General features: G+C 49.9%; 26 protein-coding genes. 19 read left to right on the top strand and 7 right to left on the bottom strand.

Annotated features, from left to right (window positions below; all coding sequences use genetic code 11):
- Nucleotides 1-63: 63 nt before the first annotated feature.
- Nucleotides 64-570 (bottom strand): inorganic diphosphatase, encoded by a 507-nt coding sequence (locus BQ7117_RS06585; RefSeq protein ID WP_073996739.1) that lies wholly within the window; start codon nt 568-570, stop codon nt 64-66.
- 190 nt (nt 571-760) lie between these two features.
- On the opposite strand from BQ7117_RS06585, the gene dacB reads away from it, so the two are divergent.
- The 15 genes from dacB (at nt 761) to BQ7117_RS06505 (ending at nt 17461) form a co-directional block, all read left to right on the top strand.
- On the top strand, nt 761-2125 hold the full coding sequence (gene dacB, locus BQ7117_RS06580) for a D-alanyl-D-alanine carboxypeptidase/D-alanyl-D-alanine endopeptidase (protein WP_143273988.1): 1365 nt from the start codon (nt 761-763) through the stop codon (nt 2123-2125).
- Nucleotides 2126-2237: 112 nt separating this feature from the next.
- A complete protein-coding gene (gene tilS / locus BQ7117_RS06575) occupies nt 2238-3404 on the top strand; it encodes a tRNA lysidine(34) synthetase TilS (protein WP_073997035.1) in 1167 nt (388 codons plus the stop codon).
- Between the two features lie 13 nt (nt 3405-3417).
- A complete protein-coding gene (gene hpt / locus BQ7117_RS06570) occupies nt 3418-3972 on the top strand; it encodes a hypoxanthine phosphoribosyltransferase (protein WP_073996737.1) in 555 nt (184 codons plus the stop codon).
- A gap of 237 nt (nt 3973-4209) precedes the next feature.
- Complete coding sequence (ftsH, locus tag BQ7117_RS06565) at nt 4210-6261, top strand: ATP-dependent zinc metalloprotease FtsH (RefSeq protein WP_337189425.1); 2052 nt, start codon at nt 4210-4212, stop codon at nt 6259-6261.
- Nucleotides 6261-6839 carry a GTP cyclohydrolase I FolE gene (gene folE, locus BQ7117_RS06560; RefSeq protein WP_073996735.1) on the top strand — a complete coding sequence of 193 codons (579 nt, stop codon included), beginning with the start codon at nt 6261-6263 and terminating at the stop codon, nt 6837-6839. The genes ftsH and folE overlap by 1 nt, the downstream gene beginning before the upstream one ends.
- Before the next feature lie 8 nt (nt 6840-6847).
- The gene (folP, locus tag BQ7117_RS06555) at nt 6848-7642 is read left to right on the top strand and encodes a dihydropteroate synthase (RefSeq protein WP_084789991.1); all 795 of its coding nucleotides are present in this window, start codon (nt 6848-6850) and stop codon (nt 7640-7642) included.
- Nucleotides 7642-8511, top strand: coding sequence for a 2-amino-4-hydroxy-6-hydroxymethyldihydropteridine diphosphokinase (folK, locus tag BQ7117_RS06550; protein WP_073996734.1), 870 nt, complete (start codon nt 7642-7644; stop codon nt 8509-8511). Before folP ends, folK begins: the two co-directional genes overlap by 1 nt.
- Nucleotide 8512: 1 nt before the next feature.
- Nucleotides 8513-9043: a DUF3180 domain-containing protein gene (locus BQ7117_RS06545; RefSeq protein ID WP_073996733.1), complete on the top strand. Its 531-nt coding sequence runs from the start codon at nt 8513-8515 to the stop codon at nt 9041-9043.
- A gap of 83 nt (nt 9044-9126) precedes the next feature.
- A complete protein-coding gene (locus BQ7117_RS06540; protein ID WP_073996732.1) occupies nt 9127-9627 on the top strand; it encodes a PH domain-containing protein in 501 nt (166 codons plus the stop codon).
- Entirely contained in the window at nt 9624-11192 is a 1569-nt protein-coding gene (locus BQ7117_RS06535) for a PH domain-containing protein (RefSeq protein ID WP_073996731.1), read from the top strand. Before BQ7117_RS06540 ends, BQ7117_RS06535 begins: the two co-directional genes overlap by 4 nt.
- 27 nt (nt 11193-11219) lie before the next feature.
- Complete coding sequence (locus BQ7117_RS06530; RefSeq protein WP_073996730.1) at nt 11220-12122, top strand: Rossmann-like and DUF2520 domain-containing protein; 903 nt, start codon at nt 11220-11222, stop codon at nt 12120-12122.
- A 105-nt stretch (nt 12123-12227) separates the two neighbouring features.
- Nucleotides 12228-13109, top strand: coding sequence for a pantoate--beta-alanine ligase (gene panC, locus BQ7117_RS06525; RefSeq protein ID WP_073996729.1), 882 nt, complete (start codon nt 12228-12230; stop codon nt 13107-13109).
- Nucleotides 13110-13223: 114 nt separating this feature from the next.
- Entirely contained in the window at nt 13224-14750 is a 1527-nt protein-coding gene (gene lysS, locus BQ7117_RS06520; protein ID WP_084789983.1) for a lysine--tRNA ligase, read from the top strand.
- A gap of 262 nt (nt 14751-15012) precedes the next feature.
- A complete protein-coding gene (locus tag BQ7117_RS06515) occupies nt 15013-15963 on the top strand; it encodes a sugar-binding transcriptional regulator (protein ID WP_073996727.1) in 951 nt (316 codons plus the stop codon).
- A 496-nt stretch (nt 15964-16459) separates the two neighbouring features.
- On the top strand, nt 16460-17461 hold the full coding sequence (locus BQ7117_RS06505; protein WP_073996725.1) for a hypothetical protein: 1002 nt from the start codon (nt 16460-16462) through the stop codon (nt 17459-17461).
- 139 nt (nt 17462-17600) lie between these two features.
- Here BQ7117_RS06505 and radA read toward each other — a convergent pair whose 3' ends face one another.
- The 3 genes from radA to BQ7117_RS06490 all read right to left on the bottom strand — a co-directional run bounded on the left by radA (nt 17601) and on the right by BQ7117_RS06490 (nt 21260).
- Nucleotides 17601-19013, bottom strand: a complete 1413-nt coding sequence (gene radA, locus BQ7117_RS06500) for a DNA repair protein RadA (protein WP_073996724.1) — start codon at nt 19011-19013, stop codon at nt 17601-17603.
- A 94-nt stretch (nt 19014-19107) separates the two neighbouring features.
- Nucleotides 19108-19776 carry a potassium channel family protein gene (locus tag BQ7117_RS06495; RefSeq protein ID WP_073996723.1) on the bottom strand — a complete coding sequence of 223 codons (669 nt, stop codon included), beginning with the start codon at nt 19774-19776 and terminating at the stop codon, nt 19108-19110.
- Between the two features lie 86 nt (nt 19777-19862).
- On the bottom strand, nt 19863-21260 hold the full coding sequence (locus tag BQ7117_RS06490) for a TrkH family potassium uptake protein (protein WP_202613028.1): 1398 nt from the start codon (nt 21258-21260) through the stop codon (nt 19863-19865).
- 246 nt (nt 21261-21506) lie between these two features.
- On the opposite strand from BQ7117_RS06490, the gene BQ7117_RS06485 reads away from it, so the two are divergent.
- From BQ7117_RS06485 to BQ7117_RS06470, 4 genes are all read left to right on the top strand, one after another.
- Nucleotides 21507-21722: a helix-turn-helix domain-containing protein gene (locus BQ7117_RS06485; RefSeq protein ID WP_073996722.1), complete on the top strand. Its 216-nt coding sequence runs from the start codon at nt 21507-21509 to the stop codon at nt 21720-21722.
- Nucleotides 21723-21834: 112 nt separating this feature from the next.
- Nucleotides 21835-21900, top strand: coding sequence for a 30S ribosomal protein bS22 (locus BQ7117_RS06480; RefSeq protein ID WP_434533527.1), 66 nt, complete (start codon nt 21835-21837; stop codon nt 21898-21900).
- 68 nt (nt 21901-21968) lie between these two features.
- Complete coding sequence (locus tag BQ7117_RS06475) at nt 21969-22436, top strand: MarR family winged helix-turn-helix transcriptional regulator (RefSeq protein ID WP_073996721.1); 468 nt, start codon at nt 21969-21971, stop codon at nt 22434-22436.
- 3 nt (nt 22437-22439) lie between these two features.
- Nucleotides 22440-23111, top strand: a complete 672-nt coding sequence (locus BQ7117_RS06470) for a histidine phosphatase family protein (protein WP_073996720.1) — start codon at nt 22440-22442, stop codon at nt 23109-23111.
- 95 nt (nt 23112-23206) lie between these two features.
- On the opposite strand, the gene BQ7117_RS06465 is transcribed toward BQ7117_RS06470, so the two are convergent.
- From BQ7117_RS06465 to BQ7117_RS06455, 3 genes are all read right to left on the bottom strand, one after another.
- Nucleotides 23207-23710 (bottom strand): PLD nuclease N-terminal domain-containing protein, encoded by a 504-nt coding sequence (locus tag BQ7117_RS06465; RefSeq protein WP_073996719.1) that lies wholly within the window; start codon nt 23708-23710, stop codon nt 23207-23209.
- 97 nt (nt 23711-23807) lie between these two features.
- Complete coding sequence (locus tag BQ7117_RS06460) at nt 23808-24800, bottom strand: 1,4-dihydroxy-2-naphthoate polyprenyltransferase (RefSeq protein ID WP_073996718.1); 993 nt, start codon at nt 24798-24800, stop codon at nt 23808-23810.
- 28 nt (nt 24801-24828) lie between these two features.
- Nucleotides 24829-26029: AMP-binding protein (locus tag BQ7117_RS06455; RefSeq protein ID WP_084789980.1), on the bottom strand; the 1201-nt coding region annotated here is incomplete at its 5' end.

Below are 26029 nucleotides of genomic sequence, written 5' to 3'. Positions count from 1 at the left end.
AAAGTTTATATAAAGGTGGGGCGGGAAAATAATTTCCCGCCCCACCTTTATATAGGCAAGAACTTATTCGGCTGATTTTTTGTAATAGTCACCGGAAGCAGCGCGCTCGTAGGAGCGCGCAATTTCTGCTTCGGCTTCTGCACGCCCTACCCAGTGAGCGCCTTCTACAGATTTACCTGGTTCTAGTTCCTTATATACTTCAAAAAAATGCTGAATTTCTAAACGGTGGAACTCGGATACGTCTTCAATTTCGGTGCGCCAAGCAGCTCGCTGATCGCTGGCGGGCACGCAGAGCACTTTGTCGTCGCCGCCGGCCTCGTCTGACATCCGGAACATACCGAGGGCGCGGCAGCGTATTACGCAACCGGGGAAAGTCGCTTCTTCGAGAATTACTAAGGCATCCAAAGGATCGCCATCTTCTCCCAGCGTGCCTTCGATGAATCCGTAATCATCTGGATAGCGGGTAGAGGTGAAAAGTAGACGGTCTAAGCGAATACGCCCCGTTTTGTGGTCGAGTTCGTATTTATTCCGGTTACCTTTCGGAATTTCAATGAGTACATCGAATTCCATTAAATCCTCCTTATTCTGTACCGGAGCAAAATTCGCGGTAACTATCTACCGCTCGGACCGCCGCCGGCGAATTTTTACAAATTTCTATCTCTTTAATCTTACCTTGCTTAGAGAGGAAAAATAGTACCAACTGGCCTTATAATGTGCACGTTAGTACTTTTAACACCAGGTAGTGTGGGAAAATTTGCGAGTGAGTAGAACGAAAATAACAATTTTGGCTCTAGTGAGTGTGCTGGGGCTTTATATATGTGCTGACGCCTGGGATATAGTGCCGGGATGGTACACCCTGCAAGAGCCACAAAATAAAGCAGCTGCTTATCCGGCTCCAGAGGCGGGAACAGTAATCGAGTCTCTTGATTTACCGAGCCGTGACTACTCAGAAATTGCTCTGCCGGCGGCGGCAGCTCTGCAGCAGAAACTAAATCAGCTCCAGCAAGATAAGCGAATGAGCGGAAAAGTTTCGGCAATCGTCATAGATGCTCCCAGCAAAAAAGTTTTAGCAAATTTAGATGCGCAGCGCCCAGCAGTACCTGCTTCCACTAATAAGATTTTGACGGCGGCAGCTGCTTTGCAAGAGCTCGGGCCGGATGCACAATTTCCTACGCAAGTGAAGTTTGCGGGTAAAAAACTCTATTTAGTGGGGGGAGGAGATATTCTCCTCGCAGCTGATAAGGGCAATAAAGATAAGGTAGTGGGCTACAGCGGATTAGGAGATCTGGCGCGGGCGGCCGCAGCGGAATTAAAAAAGAAACAAATCACTAGTGTCGATTTGGCCGTAGACGAATCGCTTTTTTCTGGTCCTGATTGGGTAGATGGTTTAGGGGAGACTGAGCAAAACTGGGTTATGGAGAGTTCTCCGCTAGCAATAAATAGAAATTTTCGAGAGCCTCCTTATCCAGAGCCGCATCCCGGGCAAGTAGCAGGTGAAGTCTTTCGCCAGCACCTAGAGGCAGCCGGAATTGAAGCGAATTTAGTGCCGAATGCGGCTGCTCCGGAAAAAGCAACGGAAATAGCTCGAGTACTTTCGGCTCCACTGCGTGAAATTATTGAGGTCTGCTTAAAAGAATCTGATAATTCTTTGGCAGAGACGCTGGGGCATCTTCTCGCAGCTGCAAAGGGTGAGCGGGCAGATTTTGTGGGAGCCGGAAAGAGTGTGAAAGCAGTATTAGCTGAGCAAGGATACTCTCTTACCGGTATAAATCTGGCTGATTCCAGCGGTCTCTCTGAGCAAAATCGCCTCACTGCTTCCCTATTAGGCCAGGTACTGCAAGGAGTATGGGATTGTGATAAATGCTCTTTAGCAGCTTTACCGGCGGGATTGCCGGTGGCTTCTTTAAGAGGAACTCTGCGCGATAGATTTCATAGCACCAATATGGCTGGGAAAGTGCGGGCGAAAACGGGATCTTTAGAAAACGTGAGTTCTTTAGCTGGATTTATCTATACAAAAGCTGGGCGTCCCCTTATTTTTGCTATTATTGCCGATGATATTAAACCCGGTACGCTTTATGGCGCGCGCGTGGCGATAGATGAAGCAGTGGCCACTTTAGCTGAATAGGCTCTAATCGTTAGGGAGAGATATTTAGGCGATAAAATATGGCGGAGTGGGCGGCGGAAAATTAGTTATTTTAACCGTCTGCGGTATTTCTAAAAAGAAAAGAGAAAAGAAAATGGCTGGTCCCCACCGTCTAGTGAGTGCCGCCCGGCACGCTTTGGCAGCGGTTTTTGCAGATTTACCTATTGGATCTCCGGTACTTTTAGCAGTATCTGGTGGGCCAGATTCCTTAGCTTTAGCTGCTAGTGCCTGCTATGCTGCCCGGGAGCGAGCCATCCGCCTCTATTCACTCACAGTAGATCACGGTATTCGCCCGGAGTCAGCTGCGGAGGCGGCTGCGGTCTGCCAGCAGCTGCGAGCCTGGGGTATTGAAGCGGATATAGCGAAAGTGCAGCTAGGAGTGGGAGATGGCCCAGAGGGAGAAGCTCGCAGTGCGCGTTATGCGGCGCTGGCTGCGCGGGCAGAGCAAATCGGCGTGGTGCAGAATGATGGAAATCGCCAACCTGCTTTGGTGCTTTTAGGGCATAACGCAAATGATCAGGCGGAAACGGTTTTGCTTGGCTTTGGGCGTGGTGCCGGTGCCCGCTCGGTTTCCGGTATGCCTTTCCGCGGCTCACTGCCGCTACATTCCGAGGTGTCAATGTGCCGGCCGTTTTTGGAATTTACGCGGGCGGAAATAGAGAAAATCTGTATGGAACTGCACCTGCAACCGGTGGAAGATCCTTCTAATAAACCGAGTGGTCCGTGGAAAGCAGCAGACGGCTCTCCTCTTCGTCGCTCCGCTTTACGCCATCAGGCAATCCCGGTTTTAGAAGAAATTCTCGGCCCCGGATTAGTGCCCGCCTTAGCGCGCACCGCTAAGCTGCTCCAAGCTGATGAAGAGGTATTGAGTGGGCAAGCAGAAAAAATTTTGCTGCAGCTGCTGGCCAAGTCAGATAAGTTGCCGAGCGGGGCAGATAATTCGCTGGCTATATCGAGTAATTTTTTGGCTGCACCAGATAATTTGCCGATGGGGTTAGATAGTTCTCTGCCTGCAATAGTGGGGAAAGAAATAATTTTTTCCTGCGCAGATTTAGCTGTGTATCCACTGGCTTTACGCCGGCGGGTACTGCGTCTGGCATTTTTAGCTGCCGGTGGGCGCGGAGGAGAATTAGTATACAGCCATCTTGCTGAGCTTGATAAGCTAGTGCTAGGGCGGGAAAATAAAATTGGAATTGATTTGCCAGGCGTAAAAGCGTGGCGAGATAAGAATTCTTTATCTTTTACTTCGCAGAGTAAATAGCACGGGAGGGCTAATGCAACTGGAAGATACCGGAAATGACATCGAGAAAGTGCTTCTCACAGAAGAGCAGATTAAAGAGCGAGTTGAACAATTAGGGGCAGAAATATCGCGCGATTATGCCGGTAAAGATTTATTGCTGGTGGGGGTACTAAAAGGGGCCCTGATGGTAATGGCAGATCTTTCTCGGAGTATCTCTTTGCAGCTTGCGATGGATTGGATGGCGGTGTCTTCCTACGGAGCCGGCACTAAATCTTCGGGAGTAGTGCGTATTTTGAAAGATCTTAACGAAGATATTAAAGATCGAAATGTGCTGATAGTAGAAGATATTTTGGATTCGGGGCTCACCCTGGCATGGCTAAAGAAAAATTTGCAATCGCGCGGGCCAGCTTCTATTAAAATTGCCACGATGTTCCGGAAGCCGCAGAGCACGCGCATCCCAGTAGAAGTAAATTATGTGGGATTTGATATACCGGATGAATTTATTGTTGGGTATGGTCTTGACTACGCCGAAAAATATCGGCATCTGCCTTTTGTAGGCACTCTAGCTCCGCATGTATATGGTGGATAATAATTAATATTGGCAATTTAGACACAGAAATAAAGTAATTTGGCAGAGAAAAATTTACCGCGGCGCCGCCGCAGCGACAAAAACGAAAAGCAGCAGAAGCGCCAGCAAAAACGCCAGCAGAAGCTCAAGCAGCTGGAGGAATCGAACCGGCTTTGGAAGAGGAACGGTAAAGAGGAAGCGGGGCACGCTAAGCATCCAGTTTCTCCGGAAGCAAAAGGGGCGCGCCGGCGTCGCCTTATTCTCACCACTTTCCTAATATTCGTGCTGAGTGGTTTGATTTTTTATTGGATTTTTAATCCAGGTGGTTTTTCTTCTATTCAGACTTCTGAGGGTAAAGAAGTACTGAAAAGTCAACAAATCGAGCGTATCCAAGTCACAGATGGTTCACAGCTAGTGCAAGTGTGGCTGGATAAGGAATACACCCCGAAAGACGAAAAGGGCAAAAAGATGCAGCCCACGAAGCGGGTGCAGTTCCAATACGTAGATCCGGAAGCAGAGGAAATAGCGCAATTAGTCGGCGCGGCTTCCAGTAAGAATGGCTATAATTCGCTCGTACCGCAGCAGTCTTTCTTCACTTCCCTTCTCACCATGATGCTGCCAATGATTCTGCTAATTGGCGTATTCCTCTGGCTTTTCCCGCGCTTGCAAAGTGGTATGACCGCTTTTGGGAAAGTGAAAAAGGACGGTATGGAATCCGATCTACCGGATGTCACTTTTGCCGATGTGGCTGGAGTAGATGAAGCAGTCGAAGAATTGCGGGAAATAAAAGAGTTTATTGAAACGCCAGAGAAATTCCACAAGATGGGGGCGCGCATTCCGAAAGGCGTGCTGCTCTACGGTCCCCCTGGTACTGGAAAGACCTTATTGGCACGAGCGGTAGCTGGCGAAGCGGGAGTACCTTTCTTCCATATCTCCGCATCAGAATTTGTGGAAATGTTTGTGGGAGTAGGTGCTTCGCGCGTACGTGATCTTTTTGATAAGGCAAAGAAGAGCGCTCCCGCAATTATTTTCGTAGATGAAATAGACGCTGTCGGGCGCAATCGGGGAAGCGGCATCGGCGGAGGTAATGATGAGCGGGAGCAGACTCTGAATCAATTACTGGTGGAAATGGACGGCTTCGACGAGCGTACTAATGTGATTGTAATTGCCGCTACGAACCGCCCAGATGTCTTGGATTCGGCGCTGCTCCGGCCGGGGCGTTTCGATAGGCAAATCGGGGTAGATGCTCCGGATTTACTTGGCCGGAAAGAAATTTTGGAAGTGCATGCCAAGGGCAAGCCTTTAATGGATGAAGTAGTGCTAGAAGCAGTGGCGCGGCGGACGCCCGGATTCTCCGGAGCTGATTTAGCTAATACGCTTAACGAAGCAGCATTACTGGCCGCGCGGCGCGGGCATAGCGAAATATCGGAAGCGGATGTCGATGAAGCAATCGATCGCGTCATAGCTGGACCACAGCGGCGGAGTCGCGTAATGAATCCGGCAGAAAAACGCATGACTGCTTATCACGAAGGTGGGCACGCGGTAGCGGCCGCGGCGCTGCACTATACAGATCCAGTCACCAAAGTGACGATTTTACCGCGCGGGCGCGCGCTGGGATACACCATGGTAATGCCCGCCGAAGATAAGTACTCCACTTCCCGCAATGAGCTCCTAGATCAGTTGGTCTATTCGATGGGTGGGCGAATTGCGGAAGAAATAGTATTCCACGATCCTTCTACTGGAGCTTCGAACGATATTCAGAAAGCCAGCAGTATTGCACGGAAGATGGTCACTGAGTATGGAATGAGTTCGCGCGTAGGGCCGGTGCGCCTCGTTTCAGATGATCCAGATCCGATGACTCGTTTTGGTGGGGGCAATCAGCGGGAGTATTCCGAAGATTTAGCGGGAGTTATCGACGCAGAAGTCCATGCATTGATGGAAACGGCCACGCAGGAGGCCTGGGAGTTACTCAACTCTAATCGGGAGGTGCTCGACGAACTAGCGGCGCGTCTGCTCGAAAAAGAAACTATTTTAGAGGCAGAACTAAAAGAAATCTTCCAGAAGATTCGGAAAGCTCCGCCTCGCGAGCAGTGGCTTTCCGCCCCGAGCCGCCCAGTTTCCGATTTGCCGCCGGTACCGCTTCCTCCGGAGCCAACGCCGGCTGAGCCGAGTGCTGCGGAGCTGACTGGAGCTGAATCTGCTGCTTCTGAACCGGCACCGCCGGCAGCTACCTCAGATGATCAGGAGCCGCCCACATACCCAACTGGGCGGCATGCAGCGGAAAAATCTCCGGAGTCAGGTGCAGAATAATGGCAGAATACGATGCCCCTGGGGTGAGAAAAGCGATTCGGGATTTTCTGCGTGCAGTTGGAGAAGATCCCGATCGGGAAGGATTGCGCGATACTCCCGAACGTATCGAAAGAGCAGCGCGGGAAATTTTTGCCGGTCTCTATGCGGAAGATCCCGCCGCTCCGCTGGCTACAACTTTTGATATTGGCCACCAAGAATTAATTCTGGTACGTGATATTCCGCTGTACTCGATGTGCGAGCATCATTTACTACCTTTTCATGGGCGGGCACACGTCGGGTATATCCCCGGAGAAAGTGGCAAAGTTACTGGGCTTTCTAAGTTGGCACGTTTAGTGGAAATGTATGCGCGGCGTCTACAGGTGCAAGAGCGACTCACTTCGCAAATAGCGGATACCTTGTATGAATCTTTAGCTGCGCGCGGCGTCATTGTAGTAATCGAAGCTGAGCATATGTGTATGGCAATGCGTGGTGTGCGCACTCCGCAAGCACAAACGGTCACATCCGCGGTGCGAGGAATTATGCGCAATCCAGCTACGCGGGCAGAAGCAATGGCTCTGCTTTCTGCTGGCCAGAAATGAGGGCAGCAATGAAAATAATGGGAATTCTAAACGTCACTCCCGATTCTTTTTCTGATGGCGGCCGTTGGGATACCCCGCAAGCAGCAATTGCCCAAGGAAAATTACTGCAGCAGCAGGGTGCAGAGATTATTGATATCGGCGGAGAATCTACTCGCCCCGGCGCTGCGGCAATTTCGCCAACCCAAGAGTGGGGGCGTATTGCCGAGGTAGTGCGGGAGTTATCTTCGGAAATAACCGTATCGGTAGATACCTACCACAGTGAAACAGCAGCGGCCGCAGTGGCAGCGGGTGCAGCTATTGTAAATGACGTGACTGGCGGGCAAGGAGATCCACGGATGTTTGCCACGATTGCCGAATTGGATTGCCTCTACATATTGCAGCATGGTCGAGGTAATGCCCGCACTATGAATAGTCTCAGTAATTATGCGGGAGATATTGTAGAAGTAGTTTGCCAAGAGTTACTCACCCAGCGTGATGCGGCTGTGGAGGCGGGAATAGCTCCGGAGCGAATAATACTTGACCCGGGTTTAGGTTTCGCTAAATTAGGGAAACAAGATTGGCAAGTCCTAGCTGGCATAGAAAAATTTAATTCGCTCGGGCACCGCGTGTTAATCGGGCAATCTCGAAAAAGATTTTTAGCAGCTGTAGATCCAGAAGCTCCAGCTCCAAATCGGGATTTGGCTACCGCCGTCCTCTCGGGAATTCTTTGGGAAAAACATATCTGGGCAGTGCGGGTGCACAATGTAGCTGCTTCTCGGCAAGCCATCACAGTGCATAAATTGCTAGCAGAGCAGAGGGCCTAATGTATGCAGATTGGATTACTCTAAAAGGTGTAGCTCTAGCAGCCCGACACGGAGTATTTGCTTTTGAAAAAGCGCGGGCGCAGGAATTCTTAGTAGATATTTCGTATCAGGTAATTACTGCCGGGGCGATAGCTGCAGATGAAATTAAACAAAGCATATCGTATGCCGATGTGGCGGAATGTGCCCGGAAAATAATGGGCGGAGAATCCGTCAATTTAATTGAGACTCTGGCACATCGCATTGCTCTGGAAGTGCTTAACTTAGGTGCGCGCCAAGTAAAAGTAACTGTGCATAAACCGCAGGCTCCCTTAGAAATAGAATTTCAAGACGTATATGTGGAGGTAGAGCGGCAAGCAGAAATTCTCCGGCCGGCGCCGCGGCGTTACGTAATTGCGTTAGGGGCAAATTTAGGAGACCCCGCGCGTACCTTGCAGCAAGCGATGTGTGAGTTAGAAAAAATAGCAGATATAAAGAAATGCTCCTCTTTTTATCGCACCGCTCCGCTACTTGCGCCGGGGCAAACCCCGCAACCTCCGTATATAAACGCCGTTTTAGAGGCAGAATTTCTTACTTCCCCGTTGGAAGTGTTGCATAAGCTACAAGAGCTAGAAGCGTGCTTTGGAAGAACCAGAACTGAAAGATGGGGAGCGCGCCTTCTCGATTTAGATATTATTACGGCTGGTGATATCACTTCGAATGATCCAGAGTTGCAGCTTCCGCATCCGCGGGCGGCACAGCGCAGATTCGTGCTGGAACCGTGGGCGGAAATTTCCCCGCATGCGCAGCTGGGAGGAGTGCCAATAGTTGATTTACTGGCAAAAGTAGCTGCGCAAGAGGTGGAAATATGTCGGCCTCAGCAGGAGAAATAAAGTGAAAAAAAATTCTGCCTCTTCTCCTACTGGCTCTTCCGGATCGCCTAAGCTTCAGCCCACCTCTCTCTGGGAATTAGCCCTCTGTGCGCTACTGCTTGGAGGAGCGGGTTTCTTTTTTGCCAAAATTTGGATACGGGCGGGGCAAGTGCCGCTATTCGTGCCGCGTTGTACCTTCCTCATGCCCTTCTTAATCGGAATTTCCGTGCTCTGGCAAGGATGGGTAGTGCGCACGTATCGGCACGGCAAGCGCGCCCTTTCTCCTCTCCAGGCTGGCCGTATCTGGCTGCTCAGCCAAGCTGCCTCCCGCACTGGTGCATTGCTAGGAGGAGCTGCAGCAGGAATTCTTTTCTGCTATCTGAATATAAGTGGTAATGCTTTTTTGACGCAGCAAATCTGGAATTTCTTATTAGTGGTAATTGCTTCCGTATTTTTAACTATCGCCGGCTGGGTAGTAGAACGCTGGTGCATAGTAGAAGATAAAGATGATGATTCTCACTCTCCGGGGGCTCCTTTAGGAGAACCAGCTTAATAGAGCTGCAGTTAAACTAAAAACAAAACATCAACTTTCTGCTAGGTAGCGGAAAATTCTATACATTCGCAAGAGAGGTTGCTGTGCAAAAATCCTTAGGAACGGATATTGAATTTATTCCGGTAGATCCCGCTTACTATCGCGTGCTATTACTAACTGCTCTATGCGGCACAATAGCGGGGATTATTCCCATTTCCCTCCTCACTTTTTTCTATGGCAGCACCACTTTCCCCGGTGTAATTTGGTGGATTGTTTTAGGAATTTTTCTCCTCGGGGTTATCTGGGTGTTCTACCTGGTGCGGCGGCGGGCGCGGGCGCTTGGCTATGCAGAGCTAGAAGAAGTGCTTGTAATCCGCCGCGGCGTCATGTTTCAATCGATAACCGCTATTCCTTATGGGCGGATGCAGCAAGTAAATATCAACCGCGGTCCATTCCTGCGCCACTATGGTTTAGCCGAGGTAGAACTAGTGACGGCTTCTGCTGAAAGCAATGGAAGCATTCCCGGATTACGGGCAGAAACCGCCGAAGCTCTCCGGATGCGTCTCACTGCTTTAGGTAACGCCAATCGGGTGGAGGGGCTGTGAACGCAGATAAAGTAAGTACCTCAGAATGGCGGCGTTTCCATAAAGTCACTCCGCTCGCCAGTGCTGGCTCTTTTTGGCTAGTGCTACTTTTTGGTCTGTACCAAGTGGCGAGTAATTTAGTGGAAAACGGGGGAATACAAGATTTATGGGAGTCGCTGCGCTCCGGCGATATTTATTCAAAGACTCTCTATATACTCGGTGGGGTAGTACTGATAACCCTCGGCTTAGTGGTATTTTCGGTAATCTCCTGGTGGAGAAAAAAATACGCCATCAATGCCGCCGGTATTCACCTGCGCCAAGGAGTATTTTGGCGGCGTCATTCGCATATGCGCTGGGATAGATTGCAGTCAGTCGAAGTAAAACAGACACTTTTTGGGAGAATCTTTGGTTTTGGTTCTCTGCAGCTCACCTCAGCTGGGGCTAGTGAAGATCCGCTAGAGCTCGGTTTGTTGCGGCTAGCAGATTGCGCAAAACTGCGCAAAGAAATTCTTAAGGGTCTGGAAGCTGCGCGATCTGGAGATACAAATTTCTTTACAAATATAGCGGCGGAGAAATCTGGTGTAACTAGCGAAGAAGATACGCCGGAAGCTCTGCTGCGAGCTACCCTAGCAGCTACTAGCACAGAAACTACCGGAAATTCACTCGCGATTCCGGTATTTGATGTAGATGATGAAGCGGGAGATAACCTCATATTTTCGCTTCCTACCGGCAGATTGATTGGCTCTCACCTATTGGATATGGGTAGTTTATTAGCGGCAATATTTGCAACTGCGCTATTGGTAGTACAAGTGTTGGATAATAAGGGTGGAATACTAGGACTTGGAATTGTGCTTATAGGTGTCTTCCAGCAGATAGTTAAACCATTTTTGAAATCTTATGGCACAAAAGTCTATCTTTCTCCGCAGGGCTTACGCCGCAGGTCTGGGGCTACTACCGTACTTACACGCACTTACCCTCCGCAGCGAATTCATGCCGTAGAAGTAAAGCAGAAAATTCTTTGGAAACCGCTGGGCTGGTGGGAAATAGCGATAACTGCGGCCGGAGAAAAAATGCTCGAAAATCTCTCCGATACTTTTGTGAGTGTCGCGCAGCGTGCGGAAATGCAGCATTTGCTGTGGACGATTTTACCTCAACTAGGGGTGGAAGATTCCGATGCACTCCTCGAAGAAGCATTCCGCGGGCGGGGTAGCGGAAAATACTTTGCCGGGGCGCCGGCGCGGGCGCGACTCTTTGACCCGATTGGTGCGCCAGGGCGGGGAATATTTGCCAATGAAAGAGTGATAATTATGCGCTCGGGCCGATGGGGAAGATCAGTGAGTTTTACTTTGCAAGACCACATTCAATCTCATGCTTTTTCGACTGGACCCCTGCAGCGCCAGCGCTCTTTAGCGAGCATTTCGGTGCACACTATACCGGGAACTACCCGCCGCAAAGTGCGGAATTTAGATGCCGATTATCTATGGAAACTGTGGGCAGAAGAAGAGGCACTTGCGGCGCAAGCGCGCAGTGTGGGCGTGAGTGAATCCTTAAAAGAGTGGAAAAAACGAATCGGTTTTTCGGCTTAAACTATTTTCTTTTACACGAGGAATTGTATGAGCAGTACGGGAAGATTGGGTATTGGTATTATCTCCGCTGGCAAAGTTGGAGCTACTCTAGGTAATGCGCTGCGAGGGCAAGGCCATGCAATTATCGGCGCCTATGCTGCTTCGGAAGATTCGCAAGAGCGTTTAGCTACTTTACTTCCTGGCGTACCGGCTTTAGAGATAACTGAAATTGTGGAACGCGCTGAACTGGTGCTGCTGGCAGTTCCAGATGACGAATTAGCGCCGCTTGTGGCCGGGCTGGCGAAATTATCAGCCTGGCAAGCTGGGCAAATAGTAATCCATACCGCCGGGCGCTACGGCGCAGAAGTATTGGCGCCCGCGCGGGCGCTGGGAGCGCTCTGCTTAGCTATTCATCCGGCTATGACTTTTACTGGTACTTCCCTCGATGTAGCACGCCTGCGGGGCTGCCCTTTCGCCGTGACTGCGCCAGCATCTTTACAGCCAATTGGCCAAGCCTTAGTGGCAGAGATAGGTGGAGAGCCGGTGATAGTGGCAGAAGCCGATCGCACTGCCTACCATATGGCGCTCAGCCACGGCGCTAATCATAGCGTCACGCTCATTAGCCAATCTCTGCAAATACTGGAAAAAATTGGTATAGCCAATCCGGGAGAATATCTCCGCCCGCTCATGCAGGCAGCCGTAGAAGGGGCCTTACAATCTGGCGATGCACTTTTGACGGGTCCAATTTCGCGCGGAGATACAGGCAGTGTGGCTGCGCATCTGCAGGCCTTGCAAGAACTAAGTGAAGAAGATAGTAGCTGCGTACATACGGCAGCAACCTATCGTACTTTAGGGATTGCGACGGTGGCTAGAGCGGCTTGGCGCGGGAAAATTTCGGAGAGTAAAGCGGTGGAGCTACTGGCCTTATTGACGGGTGAAGCTGCGGAGTAATTTTGAGTCAATTTTTAGATTGGCATTTTACCGCGTTTTCAGATTAGTTTTGAGAGCGGTTATAAAGTATCTTTAGCAGAAAGCTGCTGAGAAGGGGGTAAGAATATGCAGGTAGTGAGCACAAAAGCTGATTTAAAGAAAGCTTTGGCTGCGGCTTCCGCGGGAAAATATGGTGCGAGTAGTGCGCACGGAGAAAAGTTGGATAAGCGGGCGTTGGTCATGACGATGGGTGCTCTGCACTCGGGGCATCTGGCTTTAGTGAAAGAAGCACAAAAGCTTGCCACACAGGTGGTGCTTTCTATTTACGTAAATCCGCTCCAATTTGGCCCGGAAGAAGATTACGAAAAATATCCGCGGCAACTAGAGGCAGATTTGCAATTACTTTCGGAGCAAGAGGTAGACGTAGTATTTGCGCCGACTGATGAAGAAATTTATCCGCGGGAGCCACAGGTGCGTATAGATCCCGGGCCCGCCGCCAAGCTTTTTGAGGGAAAGACCCGCCCCGGGCACTTTGCGGGAGTGCTGCAGGTGGTGCAGAAAGTATTACAACTTACCCAGCCCGATTATGCTTTCTTTGGAGAAAAAGATGCTCAGCAGTTGGCGCTGGTAAAAGCAATGGTAGAAGATCTAAATATACCGGTAGAGATTAAAGCGGTACCGATTGCGCGGGCCGGCGATGGGGTGGCACTCAGCTCCCGCAATAGCTATCTAAGCCCAGCGGCGCGCACCGAAGCCACTCAGCTTTATCGTGCTTTACAAGCGGGAGCAGGCCTAGCTCAGCAAGGAGAAAAAGCACCGGCTATTGCCCAAGCAGCCACAGCGGTATTGCAGAATAGCTCTCTTATCAAAATTGACTATGTAGAGGTGGTAGAAGATAGTACTTTCTTGCCGGCTGCTGCAGATTTTCAAGGTGCCGCGCGCATTATTCTAGCTGCGTGGGTAGAAGATACCCGGCTTATAGACAACCTCGCTATAGAAATAAAATGAAGCTGCGCTGCTTATCACGCGCTGGCAGCGGCCGGAAGCAGCAGAAAATTATATACTTAAGGCAAGCCCGCTGGGCGGAAAGATAGGCTTTTTAAGAAAATGAATGGGAACTCCATGAATAGAAATATGCAATCCGGAGAAGAAGATATTCCTGAGCAGATTCAGGTACGGAAAGCTAAGCGGCTGCGGCTTATGGAGCGCGGGCACGATCCCTATCCTGCTGAGCTGCCCATTACCTCTACAATTCAGGAAGTACGGGCTAAATATAGTGATGTGGCGCCGGGAGAAGAATTGCCAGACGAAGTGGCACTGGCTGGGCGAGTTATGTTTATGCGCCCGTCGGGAAAAATTGCTTTCGTAGTACTGCAAGCAGGAGATGGCACTCGGTTACAAATCATATTTTCTCTCACTAATGTAGGGAAAGAAGAGCTAGATAATCTGAAGGCGGATGTAGATCTAGGAGATCAGATTTTCGTATCTGGCCACATCGGAGCTTCCCAGCGCGGAGAGCTTTCTGTCTTTGCACACAGTTGGCATATGGCTTCGAAGTCTTTGCGGCCTCTGCCGAAGACTTTTACTGACGCCGACGGAAATGAGAGCAGCTTAAATGAAGAGACGCGGATTCGCCGGCGGCATCTTGATTTAATTACCCGCCAGAGCGCGCGCGATATGGTGCGTATTCGGGCAGCTCTTATGCGCTCGCTCCGGCGTACTTTTGAAAGCCAAGATTATATTGAGGTGGAGACCCCCATACTGCAGACTCTGCACGGAGGTGCGGCAGCTCGGCCTTTCACCACTCATATCAATGCTTATGATGAAGATTTATATCTGCGCATTGCCACGGAGCTCTATCTGAAACGCTCTGTAGTAGGAGGAGTGGATAAGGTATATGAGATAGGGAAGAATTTCCGCAATGAAGGTGCAGATTCTTCGCATTCTCCGGAATTTACTGCTTTGGAAGCTTACCAGGCTTATGGCACCTACGATACGATGGCGCAGTTAGCGCAAGACTTGGTGCAAAATGCCGCTCGTGATATTTTCGGCACCACCTCCGTCACTCTCGCCGATGGAAGCGTCTATGAACTAGGAGGAGAATGGGCGCAGTTAGATCTCTACGGGTCGCTTTCGGAAAAACTGGGAGAAGAGATAACGGTAGATACACCGCGGGAGCGTTTGGAAAAAATTGCGCAGCAGCACGATATTGGCGTTAAAGATTATGCGGTAAACGGCAAAATCGTAGAAGATATTTGGGAAGAGCTCGTGGGTAATCATCTATATGCCCCCACCTTTGTGCGCGATTTCCCAGAAGATACTTCGCCACTTACTCGCTATCACCGGAGCAAGCCCGGCTTGACGGAGAAATGGGATCTTTATATTCGCGGAGTGGAAACTGGTACAGCTTATTCCGAGCTCGCAGACCCAGTAGTGCAGCGCGAGCGTCTTACACAGCAATCTTTAGATGCCGCTAATGGTGATCCAGAGGCTATGCAGCTCGATGAAGAATTTATCGAAGCGATGGAGTATGGTTTCCCGCCGTCCGGAGGAATCGGGATGGGAATCGATCGTATTCTAATGGCCATGACTGGTTTGGGAATTCGGGAAACAATTACTTTCCCCTTCGTGAAACCGGCGCAAAAGTAGCAAAGTAACAAAAGTAGCAAAAGCAGCGGTTTTTCTAAACTTCTTAAGTAGCGCTGTCTTTTCTATAAAACTGTGCAGAGCTAAGATTTTACGCCGTGCAGAACTAAGATTCTGCATTGTTTTGCGCTACGCAGAAGTAAAATTTTGCGGGTGTAGTGGGCAGGCTTTCCTGCCTCTGCCCAAATGTGCAATTTTGTGCTTTCCTTTTAGGATATCTTGCAGGCGTATACTATAGAAGCAAGATACAACGGAGGAGAAACTCATGGCGGAAAGGCAGAATATCGCTTATGAAGCGGCGGTAATGCACTACGTGCAGGGTGAAACTATGGAATCTATCGCCCGCCGGCTGGGTATTTCACGCTCCACCGTCTCACGGATGGTAAAAAAAGCTCGAGATGCGGGTTATGTGCAGATTACTCTGCACCCGCCCCAGGAACTTGCCGATAATCTAGGGCAGCGGCTTTCCCGCAAATTTGGTATCAATACGCACGTGGTAGCAGTTCCTTTCGGAGCCAATGAAATTCGCCGTCTGGAAGTGGTGGCTACGATGGCGGGGGTGATTATTTCCGAAGCGATTGCTCCGGCGGATGTAGTCGGAGTGGCGTGGGGAAATACCATTGCAGCAGTGGCAGACGCCTTAGTGGTGAAGCCAGCAGCTGGTTCCCTCGTGGTGCAATTGAACGGCGCTGCTAACCAAGTGACCACAGGAATCCCTTATGCGGGGGAGATCATGGCAGCTTTCGGAAAAGCTTATGGCTCTGCGCTCTGCTATTTCCCCGTTCCGGCTTTTTTTGACTACGAAGATACGAAAACAGCTCTGTGGAAAGAAAAATCAATTCAGAGCGTGTTGAATTTGCAGGCAAAAGCGAATGTGGCCGTCTTTGGCGTGGGCTCTTTAGGATCTTCTATGCCTTCGCAGGTTTATGCCGGAGGGTATCTGAGTGCCAGTGAAATGGAGGAGCTGAGCCGAGAAGGAGTAGTGGGTGACGTCTGTACGGTATTACTGCGCGCAGATGGCTCTTGGGAAGATTTACCTCTCAATAGGCGGGCAACTGGCCCTACTCCGGCCGCTTTACAAAAAATCCCGCGCCGAATTTGTGTAGTAGCGGGGGTGGAGAAAGCCATCCCGCTTTTGGCTGCTTTACGGGCAGGAGTAGTCACCGATTTAATTATTGACGAAGATACGGCTGTTAAGCTGGAAGAAATTTGCTGAGAGATAGAGCTACGCTTGGACTATTTTTGGCTGGCAGATCTTAGATAACGGGCTGCTAGAAAGCATCCAGCTGGATTTTGTAATCCTAAAAGAGTCATAAGGAATACGGGGAATAAGGAAAAACCGCTTATTAAGCTAATAATAATTCCGCTCAGCAGCAGTAGAATACCGGCAATTCCGGCTCCAGAAAAAATTTTTATCCACGGGGCAGCAGCGGACACAGGAGAAAAGTGACTTTTCCCGACCGTATACCCGGCTACTCCTAAGGTGGATAGAGCCGGTAGCAAGACGGGGAGCAGTGCTAGAAGAGAGTGGCTGGGGCTGTAAATAGAGACCAATAAACTTACTGTGAGCACAGTGAGAACTAGGAGAGCTAAGAAACTACCTATCCGGATTATTTTTTGAGGAGAGATGCTGCGCATAGCAGTATCTTAACAGGCACGCCTAGAGCAGCAAATGCTTTTCCAGTGCCCCTATTCAAGCTACCGTGTAGAGTATGGCAGAAGGTAAAGATAGCAAGCGTCCGCGATCGAAAAAAATAGCACCGGCGGGAAAAAAGACGCCGCATCTGCGTGGTAGGGAGCGAGCGCAAAACAGCGGACGAGTGCAAAGTGGTAGGCGAGCGCAAAGTAGCCGGCGGCAGCCAACTAAGGGGCGCAATACCGCTATACCTAAGCCTAGAAATGGGCAAAAATCGCGCCGTAACGATATCGCTTCTGCTCTTATGCCGCAGCTGGAAAAGAAAAGCCGGCAAAATAAAAAGGCGGCGCCTGTGCAAAATTCTCGTTCTAGAAGTCGGAACGAGCAAAGCGCATTCTCACGGATGAAAAATAATTGGGCAGAGAGCTCCCAGCGGCAAAAATGGGTTTTACGGCTATTACTGCTCCTCGGAGCGATTTTGGCGGTTTTCTTAGTTATACATACTATTCGAGGTGCGGTGGCAAGTATGCAAGAAAATCGTACCCAACCGAGCGCGGCGGAAAATTTTGCTCCGGTACCTTGTAGCGCTGCCATGCTTGATATCACGGTGGCGCATAATGCGCCAGCCGCGGGAGAGCCAGTTTCTTTTACTATTACTTTAAAAAATTCTGCCGGGCAGAAAGCTTGCTATATCGATATGGGATATGCCAATGCGGAGCTGCGGCTTTGGAGTGGGAATCAGACTATCTGGGATTCCCAAAAATGCCAAGCCGGTGAAGAAAAACGTATATTGCTGCTCGATAAAGGCTTAAGTACCACTCATACTCTGTATTGGAATGGCCATGCGACTGATGCAGGTTGTGCTGATTTGTATCCCGCTAAATCTGGCACCTATAAGATGCAGCTCTATATAGGTGGGGAAAAAGCGGGGGGAGAAAATAGCTTTTTCTTAGGGGGCCGCGGCGGCAGTGCCAATGAAGATAATGCTAGCGAAAATAATACTAGTGGTGTTGGTAATGCAGATGATGCTAGCGGTACGGGAGATGCTTCCAGCAGTGCGGGTGGTGGGGGTAGATAATTCTGCTCCGGCCGCAGATGGTACTCCGCAAGATTAGTGATTCTGTAAGGTAGTAATTCCGCAAGATATATAATTTCGCTATTTAACTTGAAAGAGCAGAAAGAGCAGAAATTTTCTAAATCGCTATTGCGGAAAATTATTATTGCAGTGAATTATTGCGGGCGCGAATTTGCTGCGGTGGAATAGGCAAAACTGCTTCTAGGGCAGCTGCTACGTCATCGATGGGCCGTAAATCCATACCCGGCGGGGTAGCTATTTTTTCGGTGCCGGCCGGGATCAAGGCAATTCGGAATCCTAATCTGCCGGCTTCGTTTAATCGCTGTTGCAGGCCAATCACCGGGCGTAGCTCGCCGGTCAAAGATACCTCTCCAATAGCTACTACTCCGGGGGCGAGTGGCAAATCTAAAGCAGATGATACAAGAGAGAGTGCCACCGCTAAATCACTGGCGGGCTCGGGCGCTCGCGCACCACCTACTGTAGATACGAATATATCTTGCTTTTCAAAGGCAATTCCTAACCGGGATTGAATTACCGCGAGCATCATAGCTATGCGTGAATAATCGACTCCAGAAGTGGTCCGGCGGGGAGCGCCGGGGGCGGGTACGGAAAGTGATTGAATCTCTACCGGCATCGGGCGGCGCCCCTCTAAAGTGACGGTTACGCAAGTGCCCGGCACCGTATTTTTACGGGCTGAAAGAAATAGACCGGAAGGATCGGCCAGACCCCGAATACCGGCATTATGGAGTTCAAAGCAACCTACTTCATCGGTGGCACCATAGCGGTTTTTTACTGCCCGCAGTAAGCGCAGCCGCGAATGGCGATCTCCTTCAAATTGGCATACTACATCCACCAAATGTTCTAAAGTGCGTGGGCCAGCAATAGTGCCATCCTTCGTGACGTGCCCTACTAGCATCACCGGCAGATTTCGCTCTTTCGCCTCGGCAATAAGTGCGGTGGCTACCGCTCTTACTTGTGCCACCCCGCCGGCTGCTCCTTCCACATCGGGGTGGGCGAGAGTTTGCACCGAATCAACAATCAACAATGATGGAGAACTATATTCGAGATGGCCTAGTACTTTTTCTACTGAATTTTCCGCGGCCAGTAGGAGCTGCGGATGCACAGCACCAATCCGCTCAGCGCGGGCGCGTACCTGCGCTGCTGATTCTTCTCCAGTTACATACAGTATGGGGCCCGCGTCATTTTGCTCCGCCGCAACTGCCGCTTTGCCGGCTACACTCAAGAGAAGAGTAGATTTTCCAATTCCTGGATCTCCAGCTAGCAGCATTACCGCTCCCGGCACTATTCCTCCGCCCAGCACCCGATCGAGCTCATCTTCACCACTCGGATATTTTTGCGCTATTTCTCCGGATATTTCCGTAATGGGTTGGGCAGGAGTGTAGGGTAAGCTCGCAGCAATGCGTGCTGCGCCAATACGTTCTGCTTTTTCTACTACTGTGCCCCAGGTTTGGCATTCTCCGCAGCGGCCAGCCCACTTGGTGGTGGTCCAGCCACATTCGGTACACATAAAAACGGTGGTACTCTTTTTTGCCATATCTTCAGCTTAGCTTCCCGCTCCGAAAATTTTTATGTCGGGCGCGGAGAGTGCGAGTGGATTTTAACCTTAGTTGTTATTAGATTTTCTAACCTTAGCTGCGATTGGCGAAGGCTTCTAACAGCGAAGTTTCTCCAGATACTATCAGCACATCTCCAGTGTTAATTTGGGTCTGCGGATTTGTATATTCAAAAGGTTGCCCTGGAGATTTTACGCCAATGAGGGTAATGCCGTATTTTTCCGGCAATTTTAAGTCTGCAACGGTAAACCCAATTGTTTCTTTCGGCGGCAGCATCTTTACAATCGTGAAGTGATCTTCCATCTCAATAAAATCGAGCATCTTTCCGGAAAGCATATGAGCTACGCGCTGCCCGGCGTCATACTCTGGATAGACGACGTGATGTGCACCGATACGCTTCAAAATTGTGCCATGCTCGCGGGAGGTGGCTTTTGCCCAAATTTGTTTAATCCCCAAATCCACTAAATTAGCCGTAATTAGTACGGAAGATTCTAGCGATGTGCCCACGCCTACTACGGCAATTCCGAAGTCTTCTGCTCCCAGCTGCACTAATGCTTCTGCGGAGCGGGCGTCCGCCTCCACTACGCGAAAACGGTGTGACCAAGATTGAGCTAAGACGGCGTTTGATTCCACCGCCAGCACACTTTTCCCCAATTTATTTAAAGTCACAGCGATAGCAGTACCGAAGCGGCCTAGCCCGATTACCAGAACTCCTTCGCTAGTATTATCTTTGCTGCGCGCCATAATTTTCCTTATCTAAATATCTGGGAATTCACTAACTTCTACAACTAGTTTTCTACTATTTAGATTCTAGTGGTTTTCGTGTGCCACTAGCCAATAATTGGCCGTTCTTCCGGGAGGCGAATCACGCGCCGGCGTTGGCGTAAAGCAAGTGCCGCCGCGAAAGTCATAGTACCCGCTCTGCCTAAATACATGAGCACTATAAGTGTGACCTGGGCACTTCCGGGGAGGAAAGGAGTAATTCCGGTACTTAAACCGCAGGTGGCGTAGGCAGAGATCACTTCAAAAAGCACTTGGGAAAGTGAATATGGGGTAGTTTGCAGCAAAATTATGGTGGCAATTCCCACCAGTGTGGCTCCGAGGAGCGTGACGGAAATAGCTAAGCGGGTGACATTTGCCGATATTCTTTTCCCGAATATCTCGGAATCGCGATCGCCCCGCGCTTCCGCCAGTACCGCTAATAGTAAGACGCTGAAAGTAGTCACTTTTATGCCGCCAGCTGTACTAGCGGAACCACCCCCGATAAACATCAAGATATCGAGTATGAACCAAGTAGATTCGTGCATATTTCCCACATTCACAGTGGAGAGACCCGCCGAGCGAGCACTTGCCGCGTGGAAAATAGAAGCTAGAACTTTTTCATTTCCAGAGAGCCCGCCGTAAGTACCGACGTTATTCCATTCCAGAATCATTAGCGCAAAACAAGAAATGAGGAAAATCCCTAGATAGGTGAGCAGAGTAAGGCGAGTGTGAAGTGTCCACTTTTCTATCTTTCGCCCTGCGGTAGCGATATTTAAGGCTACAGGAAAACCAATGGCACCAATCATCGCTCCGATAATTACGGGAATACAGAAAGCCCAGTTACCGACGAAGGGGCTGATTCCCGCGGGGAGAGTGGTAAAACCAGCGTTGTTAAAGGTGAATATAGAAGCAAAAATTGCATTTCCTACTGCTTCTATGAAGCTTTGATCTTGGGCGATAAAAGTTGGTAAGAGAGCGAGAGCCAAGAGCGTCTCTACTACGGCCGAAGTAATTGCCACTGCGCGCAGGAGTGTGCCGACTTCGCCGAGGCGAGTCTTTGTTTCTCGCGCAATCAATAGCCGCTGAGTTAAGCCGATATGCCGTGCTACCGCTAGACCGAGTATAGAAGCGATAGTCATAATGCCGAGCCCGCCTATCTGCACGGCTAAAGCGATAATAATATGACCGAGTGGCGTCCAAAAAGTAGCTATTTCTACTACCGTCAAACCAGTGACGCAAACGGCAGAGGTAGCGGTAAAGAGGGCAGCTAAGAAGTTGGGAGAGCCGGGGCCGTTATAGGTGTAGGGAATAAGAAGTAGCAAAGTGAAAAAAAGAATCGTGCTCGCAAATACTAGGAGTGCAAAGCGCGCCGGAGAATTGGTGGCTAAGTGATCAATATATTCGCGAAAGCTAATTAATTTTTTTTCTATCTTAGAGCGTGGATGTATCTGAGGAATTGCCGGCACCGTTCCTCCTTTCTTCTGCTGCTTCTGTACCTAGCGTAGACCTAATCCTCAATAAAATATCCTTTTGTGACGGGCGAGGCAAATAAAATTCTTAATTTTTCTGTCCTTTTCAGTATTTTCGTGTAAGCTGGGGTGGTAATCCCGTTTTCCTATCTCTGTGGAAGCAGTGCGTAGGAAAATCCGGGAGCAAAAGATGTGGAATAGCCCCAGATATATATCTGGCTGAAATAAGTAGGACGGACACGGATGGCGCAGCTATCGAATTCGGCTCCGCAGTTTTTTACGGTTGCGGAAGTCGCCGATGTTACGCGGGTTTCGCGAATGACGATTTACCGTATGATACACGCGGGAGAGCTGCCGGCAGTGCGAGTAGGAAGCTCCTATAGAGTGCCTCGTTCCGCTTTAAGTCAGCTGCTCTCCGGGGAATCGGAAGATCAGCAGCGAGAAGTTTTCGGCGCCTAGACTTTCGGGTATTATTCCTAGTAACATTTTCTATGTTCGTAGGTAGCCTAGCTACTAAAATATATTGTGGAGGTAACCGTTGGGTTCCGTAATTAAGAAGCGCCGCAAGCGCATGTCCAAGAAAAAGCACCGCAAACTGCTGCGTAAGACTCGCCATCAGCGTCGCAATAAGAAGTAGCGATAGGCAGTGATTTTAAATGAGGCTCAATCGAAAGATCGAGCCTCATTAGTGCAAAGAGGGAAATCATGGAAGGCAATAAGAACGATATACAGTGGTTAGATGCCGAAGAGCAGAAGTCTTGGCGGTCGTTACTACAGGGTATTTCAAAATTCTTAGTTGCTGCGAATGCTGATTTACAGCAGCAAGAAGATCTTTCTCTCTCCGAGTATGAAGTGTTAGCTTATCTGAGTGAAGCGCCAGGGAGGCAGCTGCGTATGTCGCAGTTAGCGGATAATTTGGTGCATTCACGCTCGCGGCTCACTCATACGGTACATCGACTGGAAAAGCAAGAATATGTACAGCGTTTGAAGTGTGCAGATGATAGGCGCGGGCGAAATTGTATTCTTACGGAAAAAGGCTGGCAGAAAGTGCAGAGCGCCGCGCCAGTGCACGTGGGTTCCGTGCGTAAATACTTAATCGATTCTTTAACTAGGAAAGAATTTTTAGAGTTGGGGCGAATTTGTGCGCAGATTATGCCCGATGAAAAGGAATAAAAGATGGATTTAACTACTGTGCATTTAGTCCGGCATGGGGAAGTGCACAATCCGGAGGGAGTGCTCTACGGGCGTCTTCCTGGTTATCATCTTTCTGCGCTGGGAAATGCGATGGCAGAGCGGTTAGCGGAAGCATTTTCCCAAGGCCATGATATTCGCGCCGTTATTACTTCCCCACTGGAAAGAGCGATAGAAACCGGTACGCCGACGGCGGCCGCTTTGCAATTACCGCTGCAGCAGGATATAAATCTGCTCGAGGCGGGTAACCAATTTGAAGGGGAATCTATTAATAAGCGGGGCGTGCTCGCTCATCCACGTTTTTGGAAACGCTATATAAACCCCGCCCGTCCTTCCTGGGGAGAGCCTTATACCGAGATAGCGCAGCGCATGGCGCGGGCAGTGAAAAATGGTTTAGAGCAAGGGCGTGGGGGAGAAGTAGTTTTAGTATCTCACCAGCTACCTATTTGGGTTTTCCGGCTCTTTATTGAAGGGAAGCCGTATCTTCACGATCCGCGGAAGCGCGAATGTGCTCTCGCTTCGGTGACTTCTTTGAGTTTTGTAGATAATCAGTTAGTTTCGTGGAAATATTGGGAGCCTGCTGCTGAGTTACTGCAGCATGCACAGGATATGACTCCCGGCACCTCTGCGGCGGCTAAAAAGACTACTGAAAAGTAAAAAGTAGTAACTAGAAAATTTCTCTTAGTTCTGCAAAGTAGAGCGCTCAATAGAGTAAATCACTGCGAAAAGTTGCGCTAGAAACCGAAGTTGCGCTAGAAACCGTAGAGTCCTTTGCCGTCGTCTTCATCTTTTTGTTCGGCAGTTTTTTCGTTGCTCTCGGTATGGGGATTTGGCTCTGTTGGTGTCTTATCACTAGGTGATGGGGATTTTTCATCTTTTTCTGAATCGGCAGTCGTTTTCTTATTTTGCTGCCGCTGCTTTTCCTCAAAAGCCTTACGCCGATTTCGAGCTTCGAGGCGTGCCAAAAAATCGGGATCATCATCCGGCGCCAGGGGACCCTTCGCCTTTTTATCACCGCTGCGATACAACTTTTGAAATAAATCTTTTCCTCCGATAGGGGTATCGGAGGTGAGTACTTTTTGATACTTAAAGAACAGCCAAATCGAGGCACCCAATAGTGGGGCAATAGCAGTCAAAAGTAGCCAGAGTGGTTTACTTATTTTCCCCGGCATCGCTTCGGCTGGGGTACGGGCACAATCAATAAACGCATAGATAGTGACGGTGGCCGCCAATAATACAATTGCTACTCTTGCCATATCAGTCATTCTAGTAGAAGTAGGGAGTTAAATGCCATACGCTACGCTCTGAGCGCAGGGAAAGATAGCTCTTGCAAGCAGCGCGGGAATTTCCGGTTTAGGCGCGGGAATTCTTATGCAGAGTGGTGTGGGCAATATCGACGAGGAAGAAAATAAGTCCGCAACTTCCCACTAGCCATCCGGTAATCCCTAAGGGGGCGGTGGCGGGGATTTTAGTAGCTAAGAGGAAAGCCAGTAGCAGAGCAAGGGAAAAGAATAACTCGTAGAGTCCCGTCTTTTTCAACACCAAAATAAGGTCTTTTCCTTTTGCTCCGCTCTGTACCGGCCGATTAATTCTATATATCCACGGGATAAAGGCCAATAATCCCAAAAAGAGTGGATATCTGGGGGCGAGAAAAATTACTAGCAGGAGCGGTGGTAAAGCGGTGAAAATAGCAAAGGCTTTTCTAGCTTTTTTATCTCCCAGCCGCACGGCCAAAGTGCGTTTGCCGCTCTGCACATCGGTCGGAATATCGCGGATATTATTTACCATAAGTAGGGCGCAGGCAATCAGCCCCATAGCGGTTCCGCTAATCCAGCTATGCAGAGGCGCTGTGAGGGTTTGGGTGTAGACGGTGCCCACCGTCGCCATATAGCCAAAGAAAATGAGGACGAATACTTCCCCCCACCCAGCATAACCATAGGGGCGTTTTCCGCCGGTATAAAACCAGGCGGCGAGCATAGCTGCCAAACCTGCCCCTAAGAGCCACCATTTTCCGCAGAGCCAAATCAGGATTATGCCGCACACCCCCGCTGCTGCTAGGGATAATAGCGCGGCTCCTAATACGGTGCGGGGAGTAGCTTTTCCCCCTCCGGTCAGGCGGGGCGGGCCACTGCGGAAATCATCCGTGCCGCGGATGCCATCGGAATAATCATTAAAAAAATTGACGGCTATTTGCAGAAATAGTGCCACTCCGAGAGCTAAAAATGCTCGTAACCAAGAAAAAGCTCCTTCGCTTAGGGCTACCCCTAGTCCCGCGAATACCGGTGCTACCGAAGCGGGGAGAGTGCGAATACGTGCTCCTTCTAACCAATCGTTCAGCGTGGCCACAATTTCTCCTTCTACTTTTCGTGCCGCTCTATTCTACATTCTTTTCTATATAGCCTTTTGCCCAGAGTCGTAGTTGCCGGCGATTAATTTTCCCAGATTCCATACGCGGAAAGAGGAAAGAATTTTTATCCCAGTTTGCAGGCAATTCCGTAAGCGTTGCCGCCGCTAAATCGGGCCAACTTATTACCCGTTTTGGCACCCAACCACCCGTAAATTTTTCTTTTAAGTAGCTGCGCACCACTGTTTCTTCCCGCGGCTTTTCGGTAATGGCAATAACCGCTTCTCCCCATTTTTGGTCGGGGATTCCTACTACTACTGCCGCAGTTGAAAACTGGGCGGCAATAGCTTCTTCCACTATTTTCGGAATAATTGTGAGGCCACCGGTGGTAATGGCGTCATCGATCCGGCCGAGAATTTCTAGCTTTCCGCTGGCAGTAAATTTTCCTAAATCGCGAGTATGGTGGAATCGCGTGCCGGCGTGCAGCGAAAATTCTTTTTCTTCTGCCGGAGGAGCGATCTTTTTCCTTAAATACCCTTGGGCTACGACGCTACCGCCGAGAGAAATCTGCCCATTTTCCGCTATTTTGATTTGGGTATCGCCGATTGCTACGCCGTTGTATACACAGCCTCCACCCGTCTCCGTCATGCCATAACTAGTGACGATACTAAGACCGGCTCTCTGAGCCGCGGCTTGTAAATCGGTGCGGAGAGCGGCCCCTCCTATCAACAGTGCCGTCGCGGGATTCTTTGCTAGTAGCTGTGGATTTTCCAGCATTTCTTGCAGCTGGGTAGGCACCTGTGCGCGATAGATACGCGGGATTCGGGCAATTTTTTCTTTCTCTAGCAGATCTGGCTCTCGGTACTCATAGAAAGGCCGGTATCCAGACAATACCGAGCGCAGTACTGCTTGAAATCCGGCAATATGGTGGAGTGGAAGCCGCGTGATCCACGCTCCGGCTCCGCCCATTGCCAACTGGGATACTTGGGCGGAATATATAAGACTATCCCAGCTGAGAGCTACTATTTTTCCTTCTCCGGTAGTAGAGCCGGATGTGCGCATCAATACCCCGGTTTCAGCTGGGATGTGGAATTGGGAAATTTCTGCCCTCGCCGCTGCTATTGAGGTACGGGGTGGAATTAGAAAAATCGGGGGAAGTATTTTTCCGTTTTCCCGCTGCGTCAAGAAGTCTTCTACCACCGCAGTTAAATGAGCCAGAGCGGCGGGAGAG

The sequence above is a fragment of the Arcanobacterium urinimassiliense genome, from assembly GCF_900119495.1.
Taxonomy (GTDB): Bacteria; Actinomycetota; Actinomycetes; order Actinomycetales; family Actinomycetaceae; genus Arcanobacterium_A; species Arcanobacterium_A urinimassiliense.
The sequence above is the reverse complement of the archived record's forward strand: the minus strand, read 5'-3'. Positions and strand labels throughout refer to the sequence as shown.

Coding starts and splice junctions, on each gene's coding strand:
- BQ7117_RS06585 (WP_073996739.1), bottom strand. CDS start 570: ATGGAATTCGATGTACTCATTGAAATTCCGAAAGGTAACCGGAATAAA.
- tilS (WP_073997035.1), top strand. CDS start 2,238: ATGGCTGGTCCCCACCGTCTAGTGAGTGCCGCCCGGCACGCTTTGGCA.
- hpt (WP_073996737.1), top strand. CDS start 3,418: ATGCAACTGGAAGATACCGGAAATGACATCGAGAAAGTGCTTCTCACA.
- folE (WP_073996735.1), top strand. CDS start 6,261: ATGGCAGAATACGATGCCCCTGGGGTGAGAAAAGCGATTCGGGATTTT.
- folP (WP_084789991.1), top strand. CDS start 6,848: ATGAAAATAATGGGAATTCTAAACGTCACTCCCGATTCTTTTTCTGAT.
- folK (WP_073996734.1), top strand. CDS start 7,642: ATGTATGCAGATTGGATTACTCTAAAAGGTGTAGCTCTAGCAGCCCGA.
- BQ7117_RS06530 (WP_073996730.1), top strand. CDS start 11,220: ATGAGCAGTACGGGAAGATTGGGTATTGGTATTATCTCCGCTGGCAAA.
- panC (WP_073996729.1), top strand. CDS start 12,228: ATGCAGGTAGTGAGCACAAAAGCTGATTTAAAGAAAGCTTTGGCTGCG.
- lysS (WP_084789983.1), top strand. CDS start 13,224: ATGAATAGAAATATGCAATCCGGAGAAGAAGATATTCCTGAGCAGATT.
- BQ7117_RS06515 (WP_073996727.1), top strand. CDS start 15,013: ATGGCGGAAAGGCAGAATATCGCTTATGAAGCGGCGGTAATGCACTAC.
- BQ7117_RS06505 (WP_073996725.1), top strand. CDS start 16,460: ATGGCAGAAGGTAAAGATAGCAAGCGTCCGCGATCGAAAAAAATAGCA.
- radA (WP_073996724.1), bottom strand. CDS start 19,013: ATGGCAAAAAAGAGTACCACCGTTTTTATGTGTACCGAATGTGGCTGG.
- BQ7117_RS06495 (WP_073996723.1), bottom strand. CDS start 19,776: ATGGCGCGCAGCAAAGATAATACTAGCGAAGGAGTTCTGGTAATCGGG.
- BQ7117_RS06485 (WP_073996722.1), top strand. CDS start 21,507: ATGGCGCAGCTATCGAATTCGGCTCCGCAGTTTTTTACGGTTGCGGAA.
- BQ7117_RS06475 (WP_073996721.1), top strand. CDS start 21,969: ATGGAAGGCAATAAGAACGATATACAGTGGTTAGATGCCGAAGAGCAG.
- BQ7117_RS06470 (WP_073996720.1), top strand. CDS start 22,440: ATGGATTTAACTACTGTGCATTTAGTCCGGCATGGGGAAGTGCACAAT.
- BQ7117_RS06465 (WP_073996719.1), bottom strand. CDS start 23,710: ATGGCAAGAGTAGCAATTGTATTATTGGCGGCCACCGTCACTATCTAT.